This window comes from Peribacillus sp. NPDC076916, assembly GCF_050269675.1.
GTDB lineage: Bacteria > Bacillota > Bacilli > Bacillales > DSM-1321 > Peribacillus > Peribacillus aracenensis.
Map to the genome: position 1 here is coordinate 70,282 of NZ_JBNNIU010000001.1, position 18,513 is coordinate 88,794.

An 18,513-nucleotide genomic window follows, 5' to 3' on the forward strand; every position below is an offset into this window, starting at 1 on the left:
TTTAATCGAGCAGCGTTCGGAGTTTTTGTGCAAAACCTTCATCCAGAACTGCGACGGCAACTCTAGCATCCTTGCCTATCGCATGGCCGAGCATTGACCTGCTTTCGACTCTTTTTAAAGGAACCTGATAAAATGCGCACTTATCAGATATTTTTTTTTCAGTGTTTTTTGAAGCGTCCGCGGATAAAATAACAACTTTGGCATTACCGCTTCTAATCTCTTTAACCACTAATTCTTCACCCGAAATTAGCTTGCGTGCTCGATTGGCCAAACCTAATAGAGACATCCATTGTTGTTGTTGGGTCATGTTGTTAGTTTTTCTCCTTATTCACTAATTCAAGCAATTGTTCATAAAGGGAAGAATCGATTTGGGTACTAAGGTGATTAGCCAGCACATTTTTCTTTTTGGCCAGCTCGATAACATCCCGATCAAGAGTCAAATAAGCTCCCCTTCCCGATTTTTTTCCGGTCGGATCAAGGCTGACTTCCCCTTCTTTAGATCGAACGATGCGAATGAGTTCTTTCTTCGGCTTCATTTCACCTGTTGCCACACATTTACGCATCGGGATTTTTTTTCGGCTATTCATCTTTTTCACCTCGAATTACTCGTTATCCTCTTCGAAATCTGTTTCCTCTTCAGTAACATAACTATCTCTGCTCAAAAGGAATTCCTGTTCTTCCACAGGATAAATACCAGCTTCGCGGGCTTCCGTTTCACTCTTGATATCAATTTTCCAGCCTGTAAGCTTGGCAGCTAAACGGGCATTTTGTCCACGCTTACCAATTGCCAGGGAAAGTTGATAATCCGGAACGATTACAGTAGTCGCCTTTTCCTCTTCTTTAACGATAACTTCAAGTACTTTTGAAGGGCTTAATGCATTCGCAACGAAAATGACCGGATTCTCCGACCATTTAACGATATCGATCTTTTCACCTTTCAATTCATTGACGATCGCCTGAACACGCTGTCCCTTTTGGCCTACACAAGAACCGACAGGATCGACTTCTTCGTTATCGGAGTGCACGGAGATTTTTGAACGGTCGCCTGCTTCGCGGGCAACTGACTTAATTTCCACTGTTCCATCAAAAATTTCAGGCACTTCTATTTCGAATAAACGTTTTAAAAGACCAGGGTGTGAACGGGATACAAAAATTTGCGGGCCCTTTGAAGTCTTTTCAACTTTAGTGATGAAAACTTTAATGCGATCATGAGGTTTATACTGTTCATTCGGCATTTGTTCATTCACTGGGAGCAAAGCTTCGATTTTACCTAGGCTCACATAAATGAATCGGGAATCCTGGCGTTGAACGATACCAGTCATGATATCCTCTTCACGATCGATGAATTCGGCATAAATGATGCCCCGTTCAGCTTCACGCACTCTTTGAGTGACGACTTGCTTTGCTGTTTGTGCTGCAATACGGCCGAAATCCTTTGGTGTTACTTCCATTTCGACAATATCCTCTAACTGATAGTTGGGATCAATTGCTCTTGCTTCTTCAACAGAAATTTCCAGACGCGAATCGAACACTTCGTCAACAACGTCTTTTCTGGCAAATACACGCATAGTTCCTTTACCAAGATTCAAGTCGATACGTACATTTTGTGCTTGGTTAAAGTTACGGCGATATGCCGATATAAGGGCAGATTCAATCGCGTCGATCAAAACCTCCCTGGAAATTCCTTTTTCGTTTTCTAAAATATAGAGAGCATCCAATAACTCATTGCCCATGGTGATCCCCCTTACGGATATTTAAATTAATGATTTGCTTGACTTAAGAGAAGGTAATCGCCAATCTCGCTTTGGCTACCTTTTCGAATGGTATGACGATTGTTTTCTTTCTTGTTTTGATTCTGACTTCGATTGTCACTTCTTCACCATCGAAACTGGTTAAGATTCCTTCGAATTCTTTTTCATCTAAAATGGGCTCATATGTTTTTATGTAAACATTTTTACCGATAGCATTAAGGAAATCCTTCTCTTTTTTCAGAGGCCTTTCAGCTCCGGGTGATGAAACTTCGAGAAAATAATTTTGTGGAATCGGATCAACCTCATCAAGCTTTTCACTGAGTTTTTCACTCACATTTCCGCAATCATCAATATCTACGCCTGTTTCTTTATCAATGTACACTCGAAGGAACCAGCTTTTACCTTCCTTCACATACTCCACTTCGACTAATTCAAGCTGCAATTCTTCAAGAATTGGTAGTGCTAATTCCTCTACGACTTCCGTTACCTTTTTACTCATTTGTTTCCTCCATACGTGCGTTGTATGCGCTTGGTTTCGGATTCAAAATTAAATGGTCAATACAACACGAAAGAGTGGGTTTCCCCACTCTTGCCATTGGTTCCTCTTAGTATTTCCAATAAAAATATACCATAATCAAGATATTTATGCAAATATCATGTCTGTTTCTTCCTTTTTGGAATCAGTTTCCTCTTTAAAATAAAGATAACTGATTTTGTTCAGGCAATGACTCCAGACAGCCTTGTTTATCAAGGTATTCAAGGATGGTCTTCGAAACCTTCCCCCGTTGTTGAAGGTCTTCTTTGGAAAGGAATTCACCATTTTCCCGTGCGTTGACGATATTGATCGCCGCATTCGTTCCAAGACCAGGTATCGAATTGAAAGGCGGTATCAAAGTATTTCCTTCAATCAAGAATTGATCTGCACTGGATTTGTACAAGTCCACTTTAGCGAATGAATATCCGCGTTCACACATTTCCAAAGCAAGTTCAAGAACCGTCAATGTATTCTTTTCCTTTGTGGATGCATCCAATCCCTTTACCATAATTTCTTCCATTTTTGATTTGATCGCTTGCGATCCCCGTGTCATGGCGTCGATTTCAAAATCATCGGCACGTACTGTGAAATAGGCTGCATAATACAATAAAGGCAGATGCACTTTAAAATAGGCAATCCGAACAGCCATTAAGACGTAAGCTGCAGCATGGGCTTTCGGGAACATGTATTTAATCTTTTTACATGAATCGATATACCATTCTGGCACCTCATTTTTCCTCATTTCCTCTTCGAATTCCTCCGAGAGCCCTTTCCCTTTACGAACAGATTCCATGATTTTAAACGCTAGTGAAGGATCTAGGCCTTGGTATATCAGATAGACCATAATATCATCCCGGCAGCCTATAACCTCACTTAGTGTACATATGCGGTTGTGGATCAATTCCTGTGCATTACTCAGCCATACATCCGTACCGTGGGAAAGCCCCGAAATCTGAACAAGCTCGGAAAATGTCGTAGGTTTCGTATCTTCAAGCATCTGCCGGACAAAGCGCGTACCAAATTCCGGTATGCCAAGCGTACCCGTTTTACACATGATCTGTTCTTCGGTAACTCCTAAAGATTCAGTACTGCTGAATATTTTCATTACTTCTGGATCATCGGTAGGGACGGTCTTTGGATCGATGCCACTTAAATCTTGAAGCATCCGGATTACAGTCGGATCATCGTGACCAAGTATATCAAGTTTCAAAATATTATCGTGAATGGAATGGAAATCAAAGTGAGTTGTTTTCCACTCAGAATTCCTGTCATCCGCAGGGAACTGAATTGGTGTGAAATCATAGATATCCATATAATCAGGAACAACGATAATTCCCCCCGGGTGCTGTCCAGTCGTCCTTTTCACACCAGTACAACCGGCAACAAGGCGATCAGTCTCGGCTCCACGCATGTGGATGTTATTATCAGAGGAATACCCTTTTACATATCCATAAGCCGTTTTTTCAGCGACCGTACCAATCGTTCCGGCACGATATACATATTCTTCACCGAATAAGACCTTCGTATAGTTATGGGCCTTCGGCTGATACTCACCGGAGAAGTTCAAGTCAATATCCGGAACCTTATCCCCTTTAAATCCAAGGAAGGTTTCAAACGGGATATCATGCCCGTCTTTTGTATAAGCAATGCCACAATCGGGACAGTCTTTATCAGGCAGGTCAAACCCGGAACCTACAGAACCGTCATTGAAGAATTCGGATTTCTTGCACTCCGGACATACATAATGCGGCGGAAGCGGATTCACCTCTGTAATTTCAGTCATGGTGGCAACGAAAGATGACCCAACCGATCCCCTTGAACCAACTAGATAACCATCATTCAAGGATTTTTTAACAAGTTTGTGGGAAATTAAATAAATAACGGCAAAACCGTGGCCAATGATGCTTTTCAATTCTTTCTCAAGACGGGCTTCCACGATTTCCGGCAGGTTCTCTCCATAAATCTTCCTTGCCATTCCATAACTCATTTGACGCATCTCTTCTTCTGCACCTTCAATTTTAGGTGTGTATAACTCATCCTTGATCGGCTTGATTTCCTCAATCATATCAGCGATTTTATTCGTGTTGGTTACCACGACCTCTTTGGCTTTTTCAGAACCGAGGAAGGAGAATTCCCGCAGCATTTCATCTGTCGTCCGAAAATGTACGTCAGGAAGCTTATGACGATTCAGCGGATTTGCGCCACCTTGTGAATTCACAAGGATTTTACGGTAAATTTTATCATTCGGATCTAAATAATGCACATTTCCAGTGGCTACGACTGGCTTATCCAATTTTTCACCAAGCTTGACGATATTGGAGATGATCGTTTCCAATGATTTATCATCCCGTACATATTCAAGCTCAATCAAATGCTTATACACTTCCTTCGGATGGATTTCAAGATAATCGTAGAATTCGGCGATATCGACGACTTCCTCAAAACCCTTCTGCATCATCCCTTCAAAAACTTCCCCTTTATCGCATCCCGATCCGACCAAGATTCCTTCACGATACTTTTTAAGTTGTGAGCGTGGTAGTCGGGGCACACGATAGAAATAATCTATGTGTGATATTGAAATTAATTTGAAAAGGTTTTTTAAGCCAGTCTGTGTTTGCGCAATCAGCGTACAATGAGACGGCCGGGAACGCTGATAAGCGTTTCCTTTACCCATATTGTCATTAAGTTGATCATGATGGGTAATCTCCTTTTCCATTGCATCCTTTAGCATCTTCAGCATAAGGTAACCTGTAGCTTCGGCGTCATATATGGCCCTATGATGCTGGGTCAAATCAATATCGAACTTTTTACATAATGTATTTAACCGGTGATTTTTAAACTCCGGATATAAGAAACGGGCAAGTTCCAATGTATCAAGAACAGGATTGGAAGCTTTAGGATAACCCAAGTTTTTATAGCCTATATTCAAAAATCCCATATCGAAGGCTGCGTTGTGGGCAACCAGAATCGCATCGCCCGCCCATTCCTTGAACTTTTCTAGTACTTCCGAGACTTCCGGAGCATTTTCTACAAGATCATCAGTGATTCCAGTCAATTCTATCGTTGTATTGGATAGTGGATGATGCGGATTAGCAAAAGACTCGAAGCGATCAATGATGTCACCATCACGAATTTTCACTGCAGCAAATTCAATGATCGTATCATAAACGGCTGATAGGCCTGTCGTCTCTACGTCAAACACAACATAGGTGGCATCTGCCAAAGCGATATGCGCCTCATTATAAACTATGGGTACACCATCATTTACAAGATTCACTTCGACACCATAAAGGATTTTGATACCATTCTTTTTCCCGGCACTATAAGCTTCAGGGAATGATTGAGCTCCCGCATGATCTGTAATGGCCACAGCCTTATGCCCCCACTTTGCAGCCTGGGCAACAAGCGCAGAAGTAGGCGTCACTGCATCCATTTGGCTCATTGGGGTATGCATATGCAGTTCTACACGCTTTTCCCCTTCCGGAGCCTTATCCTGCCGTCCTTGTTTAGAAATTTCATTTATATCATTTGCGATCATAACTAGGTCACGTACGAATGTATCATTTTGGATGCTGCCTTGGGCACGTACCCACATCCCTTTTTTCACACGGGCAAGTATGGCAGCATCTTCTTTATCACGCGAAAACATTTTGACCAATATCGAGCTCGTATAATCTGTGACTTTAAAAGTCAACAGGCTTCGTCCGCTGCGTAACTCACGCACTTCTGCATCAAATACGAAACCTTCGATAGCAATCCTGCGCTCTTCATCAATAATTTGTTCGATTCTGCGGAAATCCGCATCTTCTTTAATCGTATAGCCAATTTTAACCGGTCCATCGTAGACGGCATCGTCCCCGCCTTTTTCCGATTCTTTTTTCTGCATTTCCACTAGGGCAGCAAGTCCCTTTTCTGCGTCTTCCTTTTGTTTCTCTTCTAAGAACTTTTGGTAATCAGGATTCGAAACCGTTTCCTTCACTTCCGCTTCAAGTGTCAACGGAGGAAAACCGAATGTTTGATAGATATTCGAAATGATGCCGGAGTATTTTCGCTTCAACTGTCCAGCCTCCGTATCATTCCGGGCGCTAACGATAAGCTTATATCCATTTACCGTTGGAACTTGTTCATTTAGAAGTGATAACAGTGCAGGCGACATGCCTTCAAGCTCGCCAATGCAGTTTTTCCAATACTCCTTCACCAATTGTTCCGTCACTTGCGGATTGGCCACATTCAAGTTGAATGTTACCTTTGCAATATGGGAAAACGTACTTGCCAGATGAGTAGCAAGTCTTGTATGAACACTGCAAGGAATTAATGCAGGTATATTAAAGGCAAAATGCCATGTTTTGGACTCCCTCTCGATTGAGAGTTTATCAATTTCGGCACCTATGAAATAATTCACAAAGGCATCCTCAGTCAAGCCCATTTGCTGGAGCAAGAGTTGAAATCTCTCTCTACCGCTATTTGGATTTTGATCCATTCCCTCTCTCCCCTATCTATTATCTATTATTTTTCACAATCATTTTCTTTTGATACCAGAGGCTATTATAACATATCATGAATGTTTCACTAGTATCCAAATCCATGAAAAGGAAAGGCATCATCCAATTGAATGATGCCTAAATCCGCTATTTTTAAATTATGCCATTATTTCGTGAAGCTTTTGAGTCAGTTCAGCTCTTTCAACTTCAAGAACCTCACCCGTTTTACGGATTTTCACTTCAACGATACCCTCGGATGCCTTTTTACCAACAGTCACCCTGATAGGAAGACCCATCAAGTCAGAGTCTGCGAATTTTACGCCCGCACGTTCTTGACGATCATCCATAAGAACTTCCATGCCTTGTGCCTTTAGATCATTATATAAATCTTCTGCCAGTGCAGCCTGAGCCTCATCCTTCATATTGATTGGAATCAAATGGACTTGGTATGGCGCTAAATTCACTGGCCAGACCAACCCTTTTTCATCGTTGAATTGTTCAGCAACAGCGGCTAGTGTACGGGAAACACCAATGCCATAACAGCCCATGATCATAGGCTGCGTCCGTCCATTCTCATCCAGGAATGTCGCATTCATAGCTTCAGAATATTTAGTTCCCAGTTTGAATACGTGGCCTACCTCAATCCCTTTGGCAAATTTAATCTTTCCGTTTCCGTCCGGTGATGGGTCACCCTCTTGGATGAAACGAAGATCTATATAATTATCCACGTTAAAGTCACGAGCGGGATTTACGTTCACATAATGGTGGTCTTCCTCATTTGCACCACAAATTCCATTAACCATGGCCTCGACGGCAACATCCGCAATCACTTCGACTTCAGAAGTGACATTGATTGGTCCAAGAGATCCAATTGTACATCCTAAGACTTCTTTCGTCTCATTTGGATCGACCAATTCAACGATTGAAGCGTTATAGAAATTCTTCAGCTTGATATCATTGACTTCATGATCTCCTCGTACCAAAACAAGCACATACTTTTCATCCACTTTAAACAATAACGATTTTATTAGTTTCTCTGCACTAGTATTCAAGAATGAAGCAACTTCTTCAATCGTTTTTTGACCTGGTGTATGAATTTTTTCAAGTGCAATTTGTTCTTCGGAGCTTTTTTCATATTTTACGCTCACAGGTGCCATTTCAATATTAGCTGCATAATCGGAAGTATCAGAATATGCGATGGTATCCTCCCCAATTTCAGACAGGACCATGAATTCATGTGTATCCTTACCACCCATTGCCCCAGAATCGGCAATGACGGCACGGAAGTCCAGCCCACAGCGGCTGAATATATTCGAATATGCCGCATATAAATTTTTATAAACAGCATCCAGGCTTTCTTGATTAGCGTGGAAAGAATAAGCATCCTTCATGATGAACTCACGTCCACGCAACAATCCGAAACGCGGTCTTTTTTCATCACGGAATTTGGTTTGGATCTGATAAACCGTTAATGGAAGACGCTTATAGGATTTCACTTCATCACGAACTAAGCTGGTTATCACTTCTTCATGTGTGGCACCAAGCGCAAATTCACGGTTGTTGCGATCCTTAAGCCGCATCAACTCTGGACCATAGGTATACCAGCGTCCAGATTCCTGCCAGAATTCGGCTTGTTGCAGAGCAGGCATCAACAATTCTACCGCACCAGCATTTTCCATTTCTTCCCTAACGATAGCCTCAACCTTTTGAAGCACCTTTTTTCCAAGCGGCATAAAACTATATACCCCGCTGGAGTTTTGTCTCATAAATCCTGCACGTAATAGCAGCTGATGACTTTTGATTTCAGCATCTGCAGGCACTTCCCTTAATGTAGGGATCAACGTCATACTTTGTTTCATATCTGCACCTCTTCAATATTTCCTTTAAATTAATTGCGGCTTCGGTAAAATTCATACCGCAACATTAATACGGTCATTTTCATACAAAAAAGACTTTCCGCGTTTTTCAGAAAAGCTAATTTAATATACTCATTCTCGATTATACTTACGATTTCCCTAGAAAACAAACAATTTCCCCAAAACGGTTAAAAAACTAGGAAATCCCTTCAGATAAGAAAACGGCCAACAGATAAATCTGCTGGCCTGTTTTTGCATTATCCAAACTTATCTTACAGGAAGAATCGCTGGATATCATTCCATGTAACGACGATCATCAATAACATCAGCAAGGCAAAGCCGATGAAGTGGACCATTCCTTCTTTTTGACGGTCAATCGGTTTTCCTCTTAAGAATTCGACCACAAAGAATAACAGTCTTCCTCCATCCAATGCCGGCAGCGGAAGCAGGTTCATGATTCCTAGGTTAATGCTGAGCAGCCCAGCCCATTTCATTAACGTGAATAAACCTTGTTTCGCTACTTCCTCAGTTGATTTATATATTCCTACAGGACCGGATAAACTGTCGATCGTAAATCCACCCGTTACGAGGTCACCAAGGATGATGAAGATTTGTTTTGTCCAAAAATACGTTTCTGTGAAACCATATTGTATTGCTTTAATCGGTGCTTTTTCAACCGGAGGGTAAACGCCGATAATTCCGATTTTCTTCCCTTCCCTCTCCACTTCTTGTGGAACAACCGGAACTTCTAATGTTTTCCCGTCCCTGTCAACGACGAACTCGATCTCTTGCCCTGGGTTCTTTTGAATGCTTTCCTGAACATCTCCCCAAGTGGAGACTTCCGTACCTTCGATGGATTGAATGACATCCCCCGATTTTAAACCGGCATTTACAGCCGAACCATCTGGAGTCAACTCACCAAGTTTCGCTTCATCCACCACGACTCCTTGAAACATGCCGATCAACACAAAAATGACAAAAGCCAAAACGAAATTCATTGCCGGTCCAGCTACAATCGTCAGGAAACGATGCCCAAGCGACTTTGAGGCAAATTGCCGATCAAAAGGAGCAATCTGGTTTTCTACACCATTTTCAACGATCACCGCTTCTTTATGAATGGCAAACGTTTTTAGTGTATCTTCCTCGCCCTCCTCATAACCTGTAAGGATCAGTTTATGATCAAGATCGATCACTTCAACCTCCACTAGACGGATATCAGGATATTTATCTTTATTGTTCAAAATGATTTTTGTAACATTCTCTTCATTATCAAACATTAATCCCACCCGATAGCCGGGCTTCAATTCAATATTCTCTGCGTCTTCGCCAGCCATACGCACGTACCCGCCAAGAGGGAGCAATCGAATGGTATATACGGTTTCCTTCTTTTTATAAGTGAATACTTTTGGCCCGAAACCGATTGCGAACTCACGGCATAAAATTCCTGCTCGCTTTGCAAACACTAAGTGCCCAAGCTCATGGAAAAATACTAGAGCTCCAAAAATGATGATGAACGCTATAATCGTTTCTAAAGTCTGCATGTTCCGGTCACCTATCTTTCACTAAAGATTCTATATACTGCCTTGTCATATTATCGACTTCCTGAATCGTTTCTAAATCTGGAAGGGCTATGACGGAATGCTGATTAAGCGCCTTTTCAATCAATGTTTCTATATCAAGGAAGGTTACCTTTCCAGATAAGAACGCAGAGACTGCAGCTTCATTGGCGGCATTCAACACAGTAGTCATCGTTCCGCCCATTTTACCCGCTTTATATGCGAATTGCAAACAAGGATATCTGGTGAAATCCATATCGCTGAAGTGCAGTTTGCCTGCTTCAGCAAGATTAAGCCGTTTGCGACCTGTTAGCGGAATACGGTCTGGATAAGTAAGTGCATATTGTATCGGAACCCTCATATCCGGTGTCCCCAGTTGTGCCATCACGCTGGAGTCATGAAACTCAACCATGGAATGGATGATGCTCTCCTTATGAAGCAATACATCAATTTTATCGTAGGGAAGATCGAATAGCCAGTGGGCCTCAATTACTTCCAATCCCTTATTCATCATTGATGCCGAATCTATGGTGATTTTAGCTCCCATTGACCAGTTCGGATGGTTCAGTGCCTCTTCCACCGTTACACCCTTCAATTCTTCCCTGGTCCGATCTCGAAAACTGCCTCCTGAAGCAGTAATGACAAGACGTTCTATATTTTTTTCCTTTTCACCTTGCAATGCCTGAAAAATAGCTGAATGCTCACTGTCAACCGGCAGTAATCTGACCCCCGCTTTTTTTGCTTCACTTATGACTAAATGACCTGCAGTCACCAAAGTCTCCTTGTTGGCGATGGCTATATCTTTTTTAGCCTTTATTGCTTGAAGTGTCGGATGAAGACCCACGCTTCCGATGACGGCATTGACCAATATCGTCGCTTGACCATAAACGGCAACAGCAGTCAATCCCTCATCTCCATACATGAACTCGATATCTTTGCGGCTGGAGAATTCACTTTTCAAAACATGATAATCTTCTTCCGTTTGGACTGAAACCAGTTTCGGTTCAAATTCTTTTATATAAGTCCTGACCAATTCTATATTCTTTCCAGCAGAAAGCGCCACAATCTTGAATTGATCTGGATGGGACCTTACTACATCCGCTGTTTGTTGACCAATCGATCCTGTCGCGCCCAAAAGGCTGATATTTTTCAAATTGTTCATCTCCTAATTCAATAACGCTTGCCTATATATATATTATAAAACATGCAATAAATGCAAAATCGGTAAAATGAATATCACGCTATCAAGCCTGTCCAAAATTCCCCCATGTCCCGGGAGAAGCTTCCCTGAATCTTTAACGCCATAGTGACGTTTATACGCGGATTGGACAAGATCACCCAATTGCCCGAATACCCCAATGATTAATGAAATCAATAATAATTGTAATAACGTGTAGTCAAGGTTGGAGAAGACGTAAAATAGAACACCCACTACCATTGCGGAAAATAGCCCGCCGATAAATCCCTCCACCGTCTTGTTTGGACTTATTTCTGGCCATAGCTTTCTTTTACCAAGTGATTTACCAATGAAATAGGCTCCGGAATCGGTTGCCCAGATCGTAAATAGGGTAAGCAGGATATAGATCAGCCCCAACCCCAAAGAGTCCCGTGTTTCAAATAGGTAGTAGAAACCTATCCCCAAGTATAGGATTGAAATCACGAGAAAGCCTGCGTCATCAAAAGTGAAACGGTTTTTTGAAACGACTGTATAAAGTAACAGCAGCAAAACCCCGATTAAGAAGACTTGAACTTTATCGTAATTTATTTCCGCTAAAAAAGCGGTATGCTCATTAGGCAATAAAAGCACCCACAATAATATGTGTGCAAGAAATGATTCAAAAGACAATACACGTAACTTTTTCATTTTCATCAGTTCATACAAACCAATTGACCCTAACAGATAAACCGTCAGTAAAAAGGGAGTGCCCCCTAAAATGACTAGTGGAATGAAGATAGCGGCAACTACGACCGCCGTAATAATTCGTTGTTTCATTATTCCATTTTCCTCGCCTTCTACATTAAACGCCACCGAATCTTCGTGAACGCTTTTGATACTCCTCAACTGCCTGCAATAAATGCTCTTCACTAAAATCCGGCCATAGCACTTCAGTAAACCACATTTCAGTATAAGCTGACTGCCAAAGCATGAAATTGCTTAAACGGATTTCACCGCTTGTACGGATCAGTAAATCAGGATCCGACAAATGTTTGGTCATCAGATAACTGGATAACATTTCCTCAGTTACAGTTTCCTTTATTATACCATTCTTAGCATCATTCAAGATGCTATTCACTGCAGATACAATCTCCCCGCGGCTTCCATAATTCAGGGCAAAATTCAGAATCATCCCATCATTGCCTTTCGTGTCTTCCATTGCCCGTTTTACGGCACTTTGAGTATGTGACGGAATGAGAGACAAGTCCCCTATCATTTCAACTCTTACATTTTCGGAAATGAGCTCGGGTAAAAATGTCCCAAGAAATTCCTGTGGAAGCTTCATCAAAAAGTCTACTTCACTTTTCGGACGTTTCCAATTTTCAGTTGAAAACGCATAGACTGTCAAAGTTTTGACCCCTAATTTATTGGCAACTTTCGTAATCCTACGAACGGTTTTCATTCCTTCATGATGACCCGCCACACGTGGCAATGCACGCTTTTTGGCCCAACGGCCGTTTCCATCCATAATGATGGCTATATGCTGAGGAACATCAAACTGTTTAATATGCTGAATCCTATTTGTTACATCGGAAGAAGCATCTTTTTTAACGAAACGCTTCCAAAGTGAATACATATGTTAGTCCCCCATCAGGTTGTACTTATCTCTCTACAAAGGCAAAGTTGTCGTGCACTATGTATATCAAGCTTTCTGCCGCTTAAAAAGAATCTATATTATAATATCAAAAAAAAACTGGTTCTCATATTATTATTATGAAAATTATTTCTTCATTAGAAGCTAGAAAGGGAGAAATCATTACTTCTTTTTTTCTAAAACCGGTTTATGAATACCATGAAAAATGCAAAAAAAGGACCACCTCCAACGTTTGCATGCAACATACTAACTAAGGAGTAATCATAATCGGAGAAACCTTATTATAACAGTTTTCTCCTTTAAGCACACCTATATGTTAGAACCAAGACATGACCCGGTATGGATTCGGCCCTCTTTATTTAATCAATTCTTCAGCGAAAATTATACTTCCAAAATTTCTTTTTCTTTATCTTTTGTAATTTCATCGATTTTCGTGATATTGCCATCTGTCATCTTTTGGATGTCATCAGCATAGCCACGTAAATCATCTTCAGTGATTTCACCGCTTTTTTCAAGCTTTTTCAAATCATCATTTGCATCTCGACGCACATTACGGACAGCTATTTTCGCTTCTTCCGCTTCTTTTTTCACAACTTTCACAAGCTCTTTTCTACGCTCTTCAGTTAACGCCGGAATGGCTATCCTGATGATCGATCCATCATTGGAAGGATTTAAGCCTAAGTCTGATTTCAAAATCGCCTTTTCGATTTCACCCAATACCGTTTTATCATATGGTTGAATGACTAATAATCTAGCTTCCGGGACAGAAATGCCAGCCACTTGATTGACTGGTGTCGGCGAACCATAATAATCAATCGAGATTCTATCAAGCAATGAGGCATTTGCCCTTCCGGCACGGATGCTTGCTAATTCACGTGTGTACGCTCCAATGGCTTTTTCCATTTTCGTTTTCGCATTCGAAATAACTTGTTTCGGCATCTTTTATTTCCCCCTTACGATAGTTCCAAGCGTTTCGCCTAAAACGGCCCGTTTAATATTACCTTTTTCCATGATCGAGAAGACGATCAATGGAATATCATTGTCCATGCATAGCGAGGACGCAGTTGAATCCATTACTTCTAACCCTTCTTTAATCACATCAAGATAGGAAAGTTTATCATACTTCACTGCATTTTTGTCCTTAACCGGATCTGCATTGTATACGCCATCCACATTATTCTTCGCCATCAAGATGACATCAGCTTCAATTTCAGCAGCACGCAGGGCGGCAGTGGTATCCGTTGAGAAGTATGGATTACCTGTACCAGCTGCAAAAATCACCACTCTCTTTTTCTCCAGGTGCCTGATTGCACGGCGTCTAATGTATGGTTCTGCGACTTGTCTCATCTCAATGGAAGTTTGCACGCGCGTTTCAATTCCAAGCTGATCAAGGCTGTCTTGTAATGCCAATGAGTTCATGACTGTAGCCAGCATACCCATATAATCGGCATTAGCACGATCCATGCCCATTTCACTGCCTATTTTTCCGCGCCAAATGTTTCCGCCGCCGACAACAACAGCCACTTCCACATCAAGCTCAGCCACTTCCTTGACTTGTTCAGCAATGGATTTAATTACTGCAGGGTTAATTCCAAATCCTTCTTCACCGGCTAATGCTTCGCCACTTAGTTTTAGAACGACACGTTTATATTTAGCGTTACTCATGAGAACCTCCAACTATGTAATCTTTTCATTCGTTCATCATGTTTTCTTGCAATACTACCAAAAATTCATGACATTTCAAAAAATAGGGAACACAAGAGTGTTCCCTATTATTAATTATCAAACAATTAGTCTTTTTTAACTTGATTCATTACTTCTTCAGCAAAGTTTTCTTGACGTTTTTCAAGACCTTCCCCTACTTCATAACGAACGAATGATTGGATTTTTCCACCTTTAGATTCAACGAATTGTCCCACTTTTTGATCAGGGTTCTTAACGAAAGCTTGTTCGTTAACACAGATTTCTTCGTAGAATTTATTGATACGTCCTTCAACCATTTTTGCAACGATTTTTTCAGGTTTTCCTTCATTAAGTGCTTGCTGAGTAAGAACTTCGCGTTCGCGTTCTAGTTCGCTGGCATCAACTTGGTCACGAGAGATATATTTAGGGTTAATTGCAGCGATATGCATTGAAACGCCTTTAGCTGCCTCTTCATCAGTTGTACCTTCAAGAACTGATAATACGCTGATGCGTCCACCCATGTGAAGGTATGCACCAAATGCGTCGTTATCTGTTTTAGAAACGACTTGGAAACGGCGAAGAGTTAATTTTTCCCCGATTTTTGCAACAGCAGCATTGATATGATCTGCAACTTTTGCTCCATTTTCCATTGTTTGCTCAAGAGCTGCTTCAACGCTTTCAGGTTTGTTAGCAAGAAGGAATGAAGCCAATTCTTTAACAAGAATTTGGAAGCCTTCGTTTTTAGCAACGAAATCAGTTTCTGAGTTCACTTCAAGAATAACCGCTTGGTTTCCTTCCACAACGATTGAAGTTAGACCTTCAGCAGCAATACGGTCGCCTTTATTAGCTGCTTTTGCAATCCCTTTTTCACGTAGGAAATCGATTGCCTTTTCCATATCGCCTTCTGTTTGTACAAGTGCCTTTTTACAGTCCATCATGCCGGCACCAGTTTTTTCACGCAATTCTTTAACTAATTGTGCAGTGATTGCCATAATATATATCCTCCTCAAATTAAATGCAGTTTATTCAATCTTTACCCATTATTGCCAAAAAATACTTGTTATCATCAAAGAAAATAACGAGCCTTGACAATTCTCCTGAAAAAACATCAACTTTTTCAGTCAATTTGACGGAGCTAAACTAGTTGATGATTTTCATCCCCCAAAAATCGCCCATACCTTTTTATAAAGACATTCCGTACAGTGATTTTATGTAAGTTCATTTAGTGCAAAAAAAAGGGATAAAAGGCATTATCCTCTTATCACCTTTTTTCTTACTGAATAAGCAACCTTTTTTACTTATTAAGCAGTAGTTGTTTCAGTTGCTGTTTCTTCGCCTTGTTTAGCTTCTAAGATAGCATCTGCCATTTTACCTGTTAATAATTTAACAGCACGAATTGCATCGTCATTCGCAGGAATAACTACATCGATTTCATCCGGATCACAGTTTGTATCAACGATACCAACAAGTGGAATGTGTAATTTGTGTGCTTCCGCAACAGCAATACGCTCTTTGCGAGGGTCGATAACGAAGATCGCATCTGGAAGAGTCTTCATATCTTTAATACCGCCTAAGAATTTTTCTAAGCGATCCCATTCTTTTTTAAGTTGGATAACTTCTTTTTTAGGAAGGACTTCGAAAGTTCCGTTTTCTTCCATTTTTTCGATATCTTTAAGACGAGTGATACGTTTTTGGATTGTTTCAAAGTTTGTTAAAGTTCCACCTAACCAACGTTGGTTTACATAGTACATACCAGAACGGATAGCTTCTTCTTTAACAGATTCTTGAGCTTGCTTTTTAGTTCCGACGAAAAGAACAGTACCACCGTTAGCAGCTAGTTCTTTCACGAAGTTATAAGCTTCTTCAACCTTTTTAACTGTTTTTTGAAGGTCGATGATGTAGATGCCGTTACGCTCAGTGAAGATATATTTCTTCATTTTCGGGTTCCAGCGACGTGTTTGGTGTCCGAAATGCACACCAGCTTCAAGCAATTGTTTCATAGAAATGACTGACATTTTAGTTCCTCCTAAATGGTTTTGTTTTTCCTCCGCACCGATCATTTTCATACAGAAACTGTCGTAACAGCACCATCTGCAAGAATCACGGGGCGTGTGTAATAACACCATTTCATAATATATCATAATGACTCTGTACAATCAAGAGATAACTTATCTATTCTCACGAAACTTTAGTAATAGCTCTATCTCCGTTTGACCGCGACCTAACTTTTTGGCGATTTCCTCTACTGAATTCCCTTGATCCGCTAACATATCCACTTTTTCATCCAATGACCATTCATTTAACGAAGCCTGCAGCATGTCCGAAAATTCCATGCCAGCCGACTTCCCCTCGCTTTGAGGGGAAGTCGCTGCCGATGAAAGCTCCAATTTGTCCTCGACTTTAACGGGTAGAGCATTGGCCTCATTTTCTTCAGGCACTATTTTATAAGCGTTAATCGCCTTCATTTTAGCTGCGGCACGATTTCCCTCTTCATACTTACTGTTTTGTTCTTGTTTTTCATCTTTATCTTCCTTTGTTTCCTTGTTTGAACCATATTCTTTTTCTTTGTGTCCAAGATCGTGATTCATAGCCACCGAATTGGTGAATGCCTTTACCAATGTCTCGTTGTCCTCTTTCATCTCCATTAAATAACCTGACAAAAGTTGTTCCATTTCCCCAATGATGGCTTTTTGGTCTTTTTCCAACTTACTTAAACGATTTTGGCGAAGATATAAAACGATGATGGCAAAGATGGTGAATATGTTTAATACAAACAACAGAAATATAAAAACCGCTGACATGTTGCCTCCTATTAACCGGAATAGTCAATCCTGTTACCTTAATACGGATGAGGATCTTTTTTCACTGTTGTTTTTCCTTGATTACTTTCTCTATGCTTTCATGAAAAAGTACAGTTCGAACATTCTGTGATTTCGACATTTATTGATCCGGGTACCCGTAAGAATTTTTTCAATTTGACATATAGGGGCTTTCTTCGTTCTCCAAAGCCCTCTTCAAAAAAATCATGATTAAATCTTTTGATCTTGCATCGTGTTTCTTAATTTATATATCGCTTTCGAGTGAATTTGGGATATCCGGGAAGTAGATAAGCCCATCACTTGTCCGATTTCGGTTAATGTTAGTTCTTCCTTATAAAAAAGCTGTAAAACCAACTGTTCTTTTTCATTAAGCGTTTCTATGACTTTGGCTAATTCGACATACAGTTCTTCCTTTAACACATGTTCCTCAGGTAAATCCGCCTTTTCATCTTTAATATGAAAATTCGCGCTTTCTTTATCGTCCTCTTGGGGATTTTCATCAATTGATAGTACATTGGCAAAGAAATTCTCATTTAATGCAGCATATACTTCATCTTCCGGGATTTTCAATTCAGCGGCAATCTCATTTGGCGAAAGGTTCCTCAAGTATTGCTGCTCCAGCCTTTCTATTGCAGATTCAATTTTCTTGGCTTTATCTCTTGCACTCCGTGGAAGCCAATCCTCTTTCCTTAATCCATCTAAAATAGCACCACGGATTCTAAAAGATGCATATGTGTCAAACTTCAGGTCACGCTTCGTATCAAAGCGCTCCAGGGCATCGAATAACCCCATCATCCCTAAACTTCTTATATCATCCCGGCTCACATTTTTAGGAAGACTTACCGAAATACGTTGAACATGATACGATACGAGAGGTATGTATTTCTTTACCAAAATGTCCCCGGCCAGCGGATCTCTGCAATCCACCCAATTTTTCCAACATAACTGCTCTTCTTCGATGGTCAGATGAGACATTGGACATCCTCCTAACATTGTTATATGATTTGTGATCAAAACGGCCC

Annotated in this window: 16 protein-coding genes; all 16 read right to left on the bottom strand. The window is 40.9% G+C overall.

Annotated features, from left to right (window positions below):
- Position 1 precedes the first annotated feature (1 nt).
- Positions 2-307: a YlxQ family RNA-binding protein gene (locus ACQKFG_RS00345; protein ID WP_061144653.1), complete on the bottom strand. Its 306-nt coding sequence runs from the start codon at positions 305-307 to the stop codon at positions 2-4.
- A gap of 4 nt (positions 308-311) precedes the next feature.
- A complete protein-coding gene (gene rnpM, locus ACQKFG_RS00350) occupies positions 312-587 on the bottom strand; it encodes an RNase P modulator RnpM (RefSeq protein ID WP_061462443.1) in 276 nt (91 codons plus the stop codon).
- Positions 588-602: 15 nt separating this feature from the next.
- A complete protein-coding gene (gene nusA / locus ACQKFG_RS00355; RefSeq protein ID WP_076366463.1) occupies positions 603-1,733 on the bottom strand; it encodes a transcription termination factor NusA in 1,131 nt (376 codons plus the stop codon).
- A gap of 43 nt (positions 1,734-1,776) precedes the next feature.
- Complete coding sequence (gene rimP, locus ACQKFG_RS00360) at positions 1,777-2,250, bottom strand: ribosome maturation factor RimP (RefSeq protein WP_192204054.1); 474 nt, start codon at positions 2,248-2,250, stop codon at positions 1,777-1,779.
- A 193-nt stretch (positions 2,251-2,443) separates the two neighbouring features.
- Positions 2,444-6,766, bottom strand: coding sequence for a PolC-type DNA polymerase III (locus ACQKFG_RS00365; protein ID WP_427555411.1), 4,323 nt, complete (start codon positions 6,764-6,766; stop codon positions 2,444-2,446).
- A gap of 159 nt (positions 6,767-6,925) precedes the next feature.
- Positions 6,926-8,626 (bottom strand): proline--tRNA ligase, encoded by a 1,701-nt coding sequence (locus ACQKFG_RS00370; RefSeq protein WP_353871708.1) that lies wholly within the window; start codon positions 8,624-8,626, stop codon positions 6,926-6,928.
- Between the two features lie 269 nt (positions 8,627-8,895).
- Positions 8,896-10,164, bottom strand: a complete 1,269-nt coding sequence (gene rseP, locus ACQKFG_RS00375) for an RIP metalloprotease RseP (protein WP_349729662.1) — start codon at positions 10,162-10,164, stop codon at positions 8,896-8,898.
- Between the two features lie 7 nt (positions 10,165-10,171).
- Positions 10,172-11,332 carry a 1-deoxy-D-xylulose-5-phosphate reductoisomerase gene (gene dxr, locus ACQKFG_RS00380; protein ID WP_353871707.1) on the bottom strand — a complete coding sequence of 387 codons (1,161 nt, stop codon included), beginning with the start codon at positions 11,330-11,332 and terminating at the stop codon, positions 10,172-10,174.
- Between the two features lie 42 nt (positions 11,333-11,374).
- Positions 11,375-12,172 (bottom strand): phosphatidate cytidylyltransferase, encoded by a 798-nt coding sequence (locus ACQKFG_RS00385; RefSeq protein ID WP_387599947.1) that lies wholly within the window; start codon positions 12,170-12,172, stop codon positions 11,375-11,377.
- Positions 12,173-12,197: 25 nt separating this feature from the next.
- Positions 12,198-12,971 (bottom strand): isoprenyl transferase, encoded by a 774-nt coding sequence (locus tag ACQKFG_RS00390; protein ID WP_192204048.1) that lies wholly within the window; start codon positions 12,969-12,971, stop codon positions 12,198-12,200.
- A 399-nt stretch (positions 12,972-13,370) separates the two neighbouring features.
- Positions 13,371-13,928 carry a ribosome recycling factor gene (gene frr / locus ACQKFG_RS00395; protein ID WP_034313637.1) on the bottom strand — a complete coding sequence of 186 codons (558 nt, stop codon included), beginning with the start codon at positions 13,926-13,928 and terminating at the stop codon, positions 13,371-13,373.
- A 3-nt stretch (positions 13,929-13,931) separates the two neighbouring features.
- On the bottom strand, positions 13,932-14,654 hold the full coding sequence (gene pyrH / locus ACQKFG_RS00400; protein ID WP_034313639.1) for a UMP kinase: 723 nt from the start codon (positions 14,652-14,654) through the stop codon (positions 13,932-13,934).
- A 125-nt stretch (positions 14,655-14,779) separates the two neighbouring features.
- Complete coding sequence (tsf, locus tag ACQKFG_RS00405) at positions 14,780-15,664, bottom strand: translation elongation factor Ts (RefSeq protein ID WP_076366479.1); 885 nt, start codon at positions 15,662-15,664, stop codon at positions 14,780-14,782.
- 309 nt (positions 15,665-15,973) lie between these two features.
- Positions 15,974-16,687, bottom strand: coding sequence for a 30S ribosomal protein S2 (rpsB, locus tag ACQKFG_RS00410; RefSeq protein ID WP_053345349.1), 714 nt, complete (start codon positions 16,685-16,687; stop codon positions 15,974-15,976).
- A 153-nt stretch (positions 16,688-16,840) separates the two neighbouring features.
- A complete protein-coding gene (locus ACQKFG_RS00415) occupies positions 16,841-17,473 on the bottom strand; it encodes a hypothetical protein (RefSeq protein ID WP_349729659.1) in 633 nt (210 codons plus the stop codon).
- 228 nt (positions 17,474-17,701) lie between these two features.
- Positions 17,702-18,466 (bottom strand): FliA/WhiG family RNA polymerase sigma factor, encoded by a 765-nt coding sequence (locus tag ACQKFG_RS00420; protein WP_427555419.1) that lies wholly within the window; start codon positions 18,464-18,466, stop codon positions 17,702-17,704.
- Between the last annotated feature and the right edge of the window lie 47 nt (positions 18,467-18,513).

Excerpts from the sequence above, each read along its gene's own strand:
- ACQKFG_RS00420 (WP_427555419.1), bottom strand. The coding sequence starts at position 18,466 with ATGTCTCATCTGACCATCGAAGAAGAGCAGTTATGTTGGAAAAATTGG.
- ACQKFG_RS00415 (WP_349729659.1), bottom strand. The coding sequence starts at position 17,473 with ATGTCAGCGGTTTTTATATTTCTGTTGTTTGTATTAAACATATTCACC.
- ACQKFG_RS00345 (WP_061144653.1), bottom strand. The coding sequence starts at position 307 with ATGACCCAACAACAACAATGGATGTCTCTATTAGGTTTGGCCAATCGA.
- ACQKFG_RS00385 (WP_387599947.1), bottom strand. The coding sequence starts at position 12,172 with ATGAAACAACGAATTATTACGGCGGTCGTAGTTGCCGCTATCTTCATT.
- rpsB (WP_053345349.1), bottom strand. The coding sequence starts at position 16,687 with ATGTCAGTCATTTCTATGAAACAATTGCTTGAAGCTGGTGTGCATTTC.
- pyrH (WP_034313639.1), bottom strand. The coding sequence starts at position 14,654 with ATGAGTAACGCTAAATATAAACGTGTCGTTCTAAAACTAAGTGGCGAA.
- ACQKFG_RS00370 (WP_353871708.1), bottom strand. The coding sequence starts at position 8,626 with ATGAAACAAAGTATGACGTTGATCCCTACATTAAGGGAAGTGCCTGCA.
- rseP (WP_349729662.1), bottom strand. The coding sequence starts at position 10,164 with ATGCAGACTTTAGAAACGATTATAGCGTTCATCATCATTTTTGGAGCT.
- rimP (WP_192204054.1), bottom strand. The coding sequence starts at position 2,250 with ATGAGTAAAAAGGTAACGGAAGTCGTAGAGGAATTAGCACTACCAATT.
- ACQKFG_RS00365 (WP_427555411.1), bottom strand. The coding sequence starts at position 6,766 with ATGGATCAAAATCCAAATAGCGGTAGAGAGAGATTTCAACTCTTGCTC.
- tsf (WP_076366479.1), bottom strand. The coding sequence starts at position 15,664 with ATGGCAATCACTGCACAATTAGTTAAAGAATTGCGTGAAAAAACTGGT.
- ACQKFG_RS00390 (WP_192204048.1), bottom strand. The coding sequence starts at position 12,971 with ATGTATTCACTTTGGAAGCGTTTCGTTAAAAAAGATGCTTCTTCCGAT.
- rnpM (WP_061462443.1), bottom strand. The coding sequence starts at position 587 with ATGAATAGCCGAAAAAAAATCCCGATGCGTAAATGTGTGGCAACAGGT.
- frr (WP_034313637.1), bottom strand. The coding sequence starts at position 13,928 with ATGCCGAAACAAGTTATTTCGAATGCGAAAACGAAAATGGAAAAAGCC.
- nusA (WP_076366463.1), bottom strand. The coding sequence starts at position 1,733 with ATGGGCAATGAGTTATTGGATGCTCTCTATATTTTAGAAAACGAAAAA.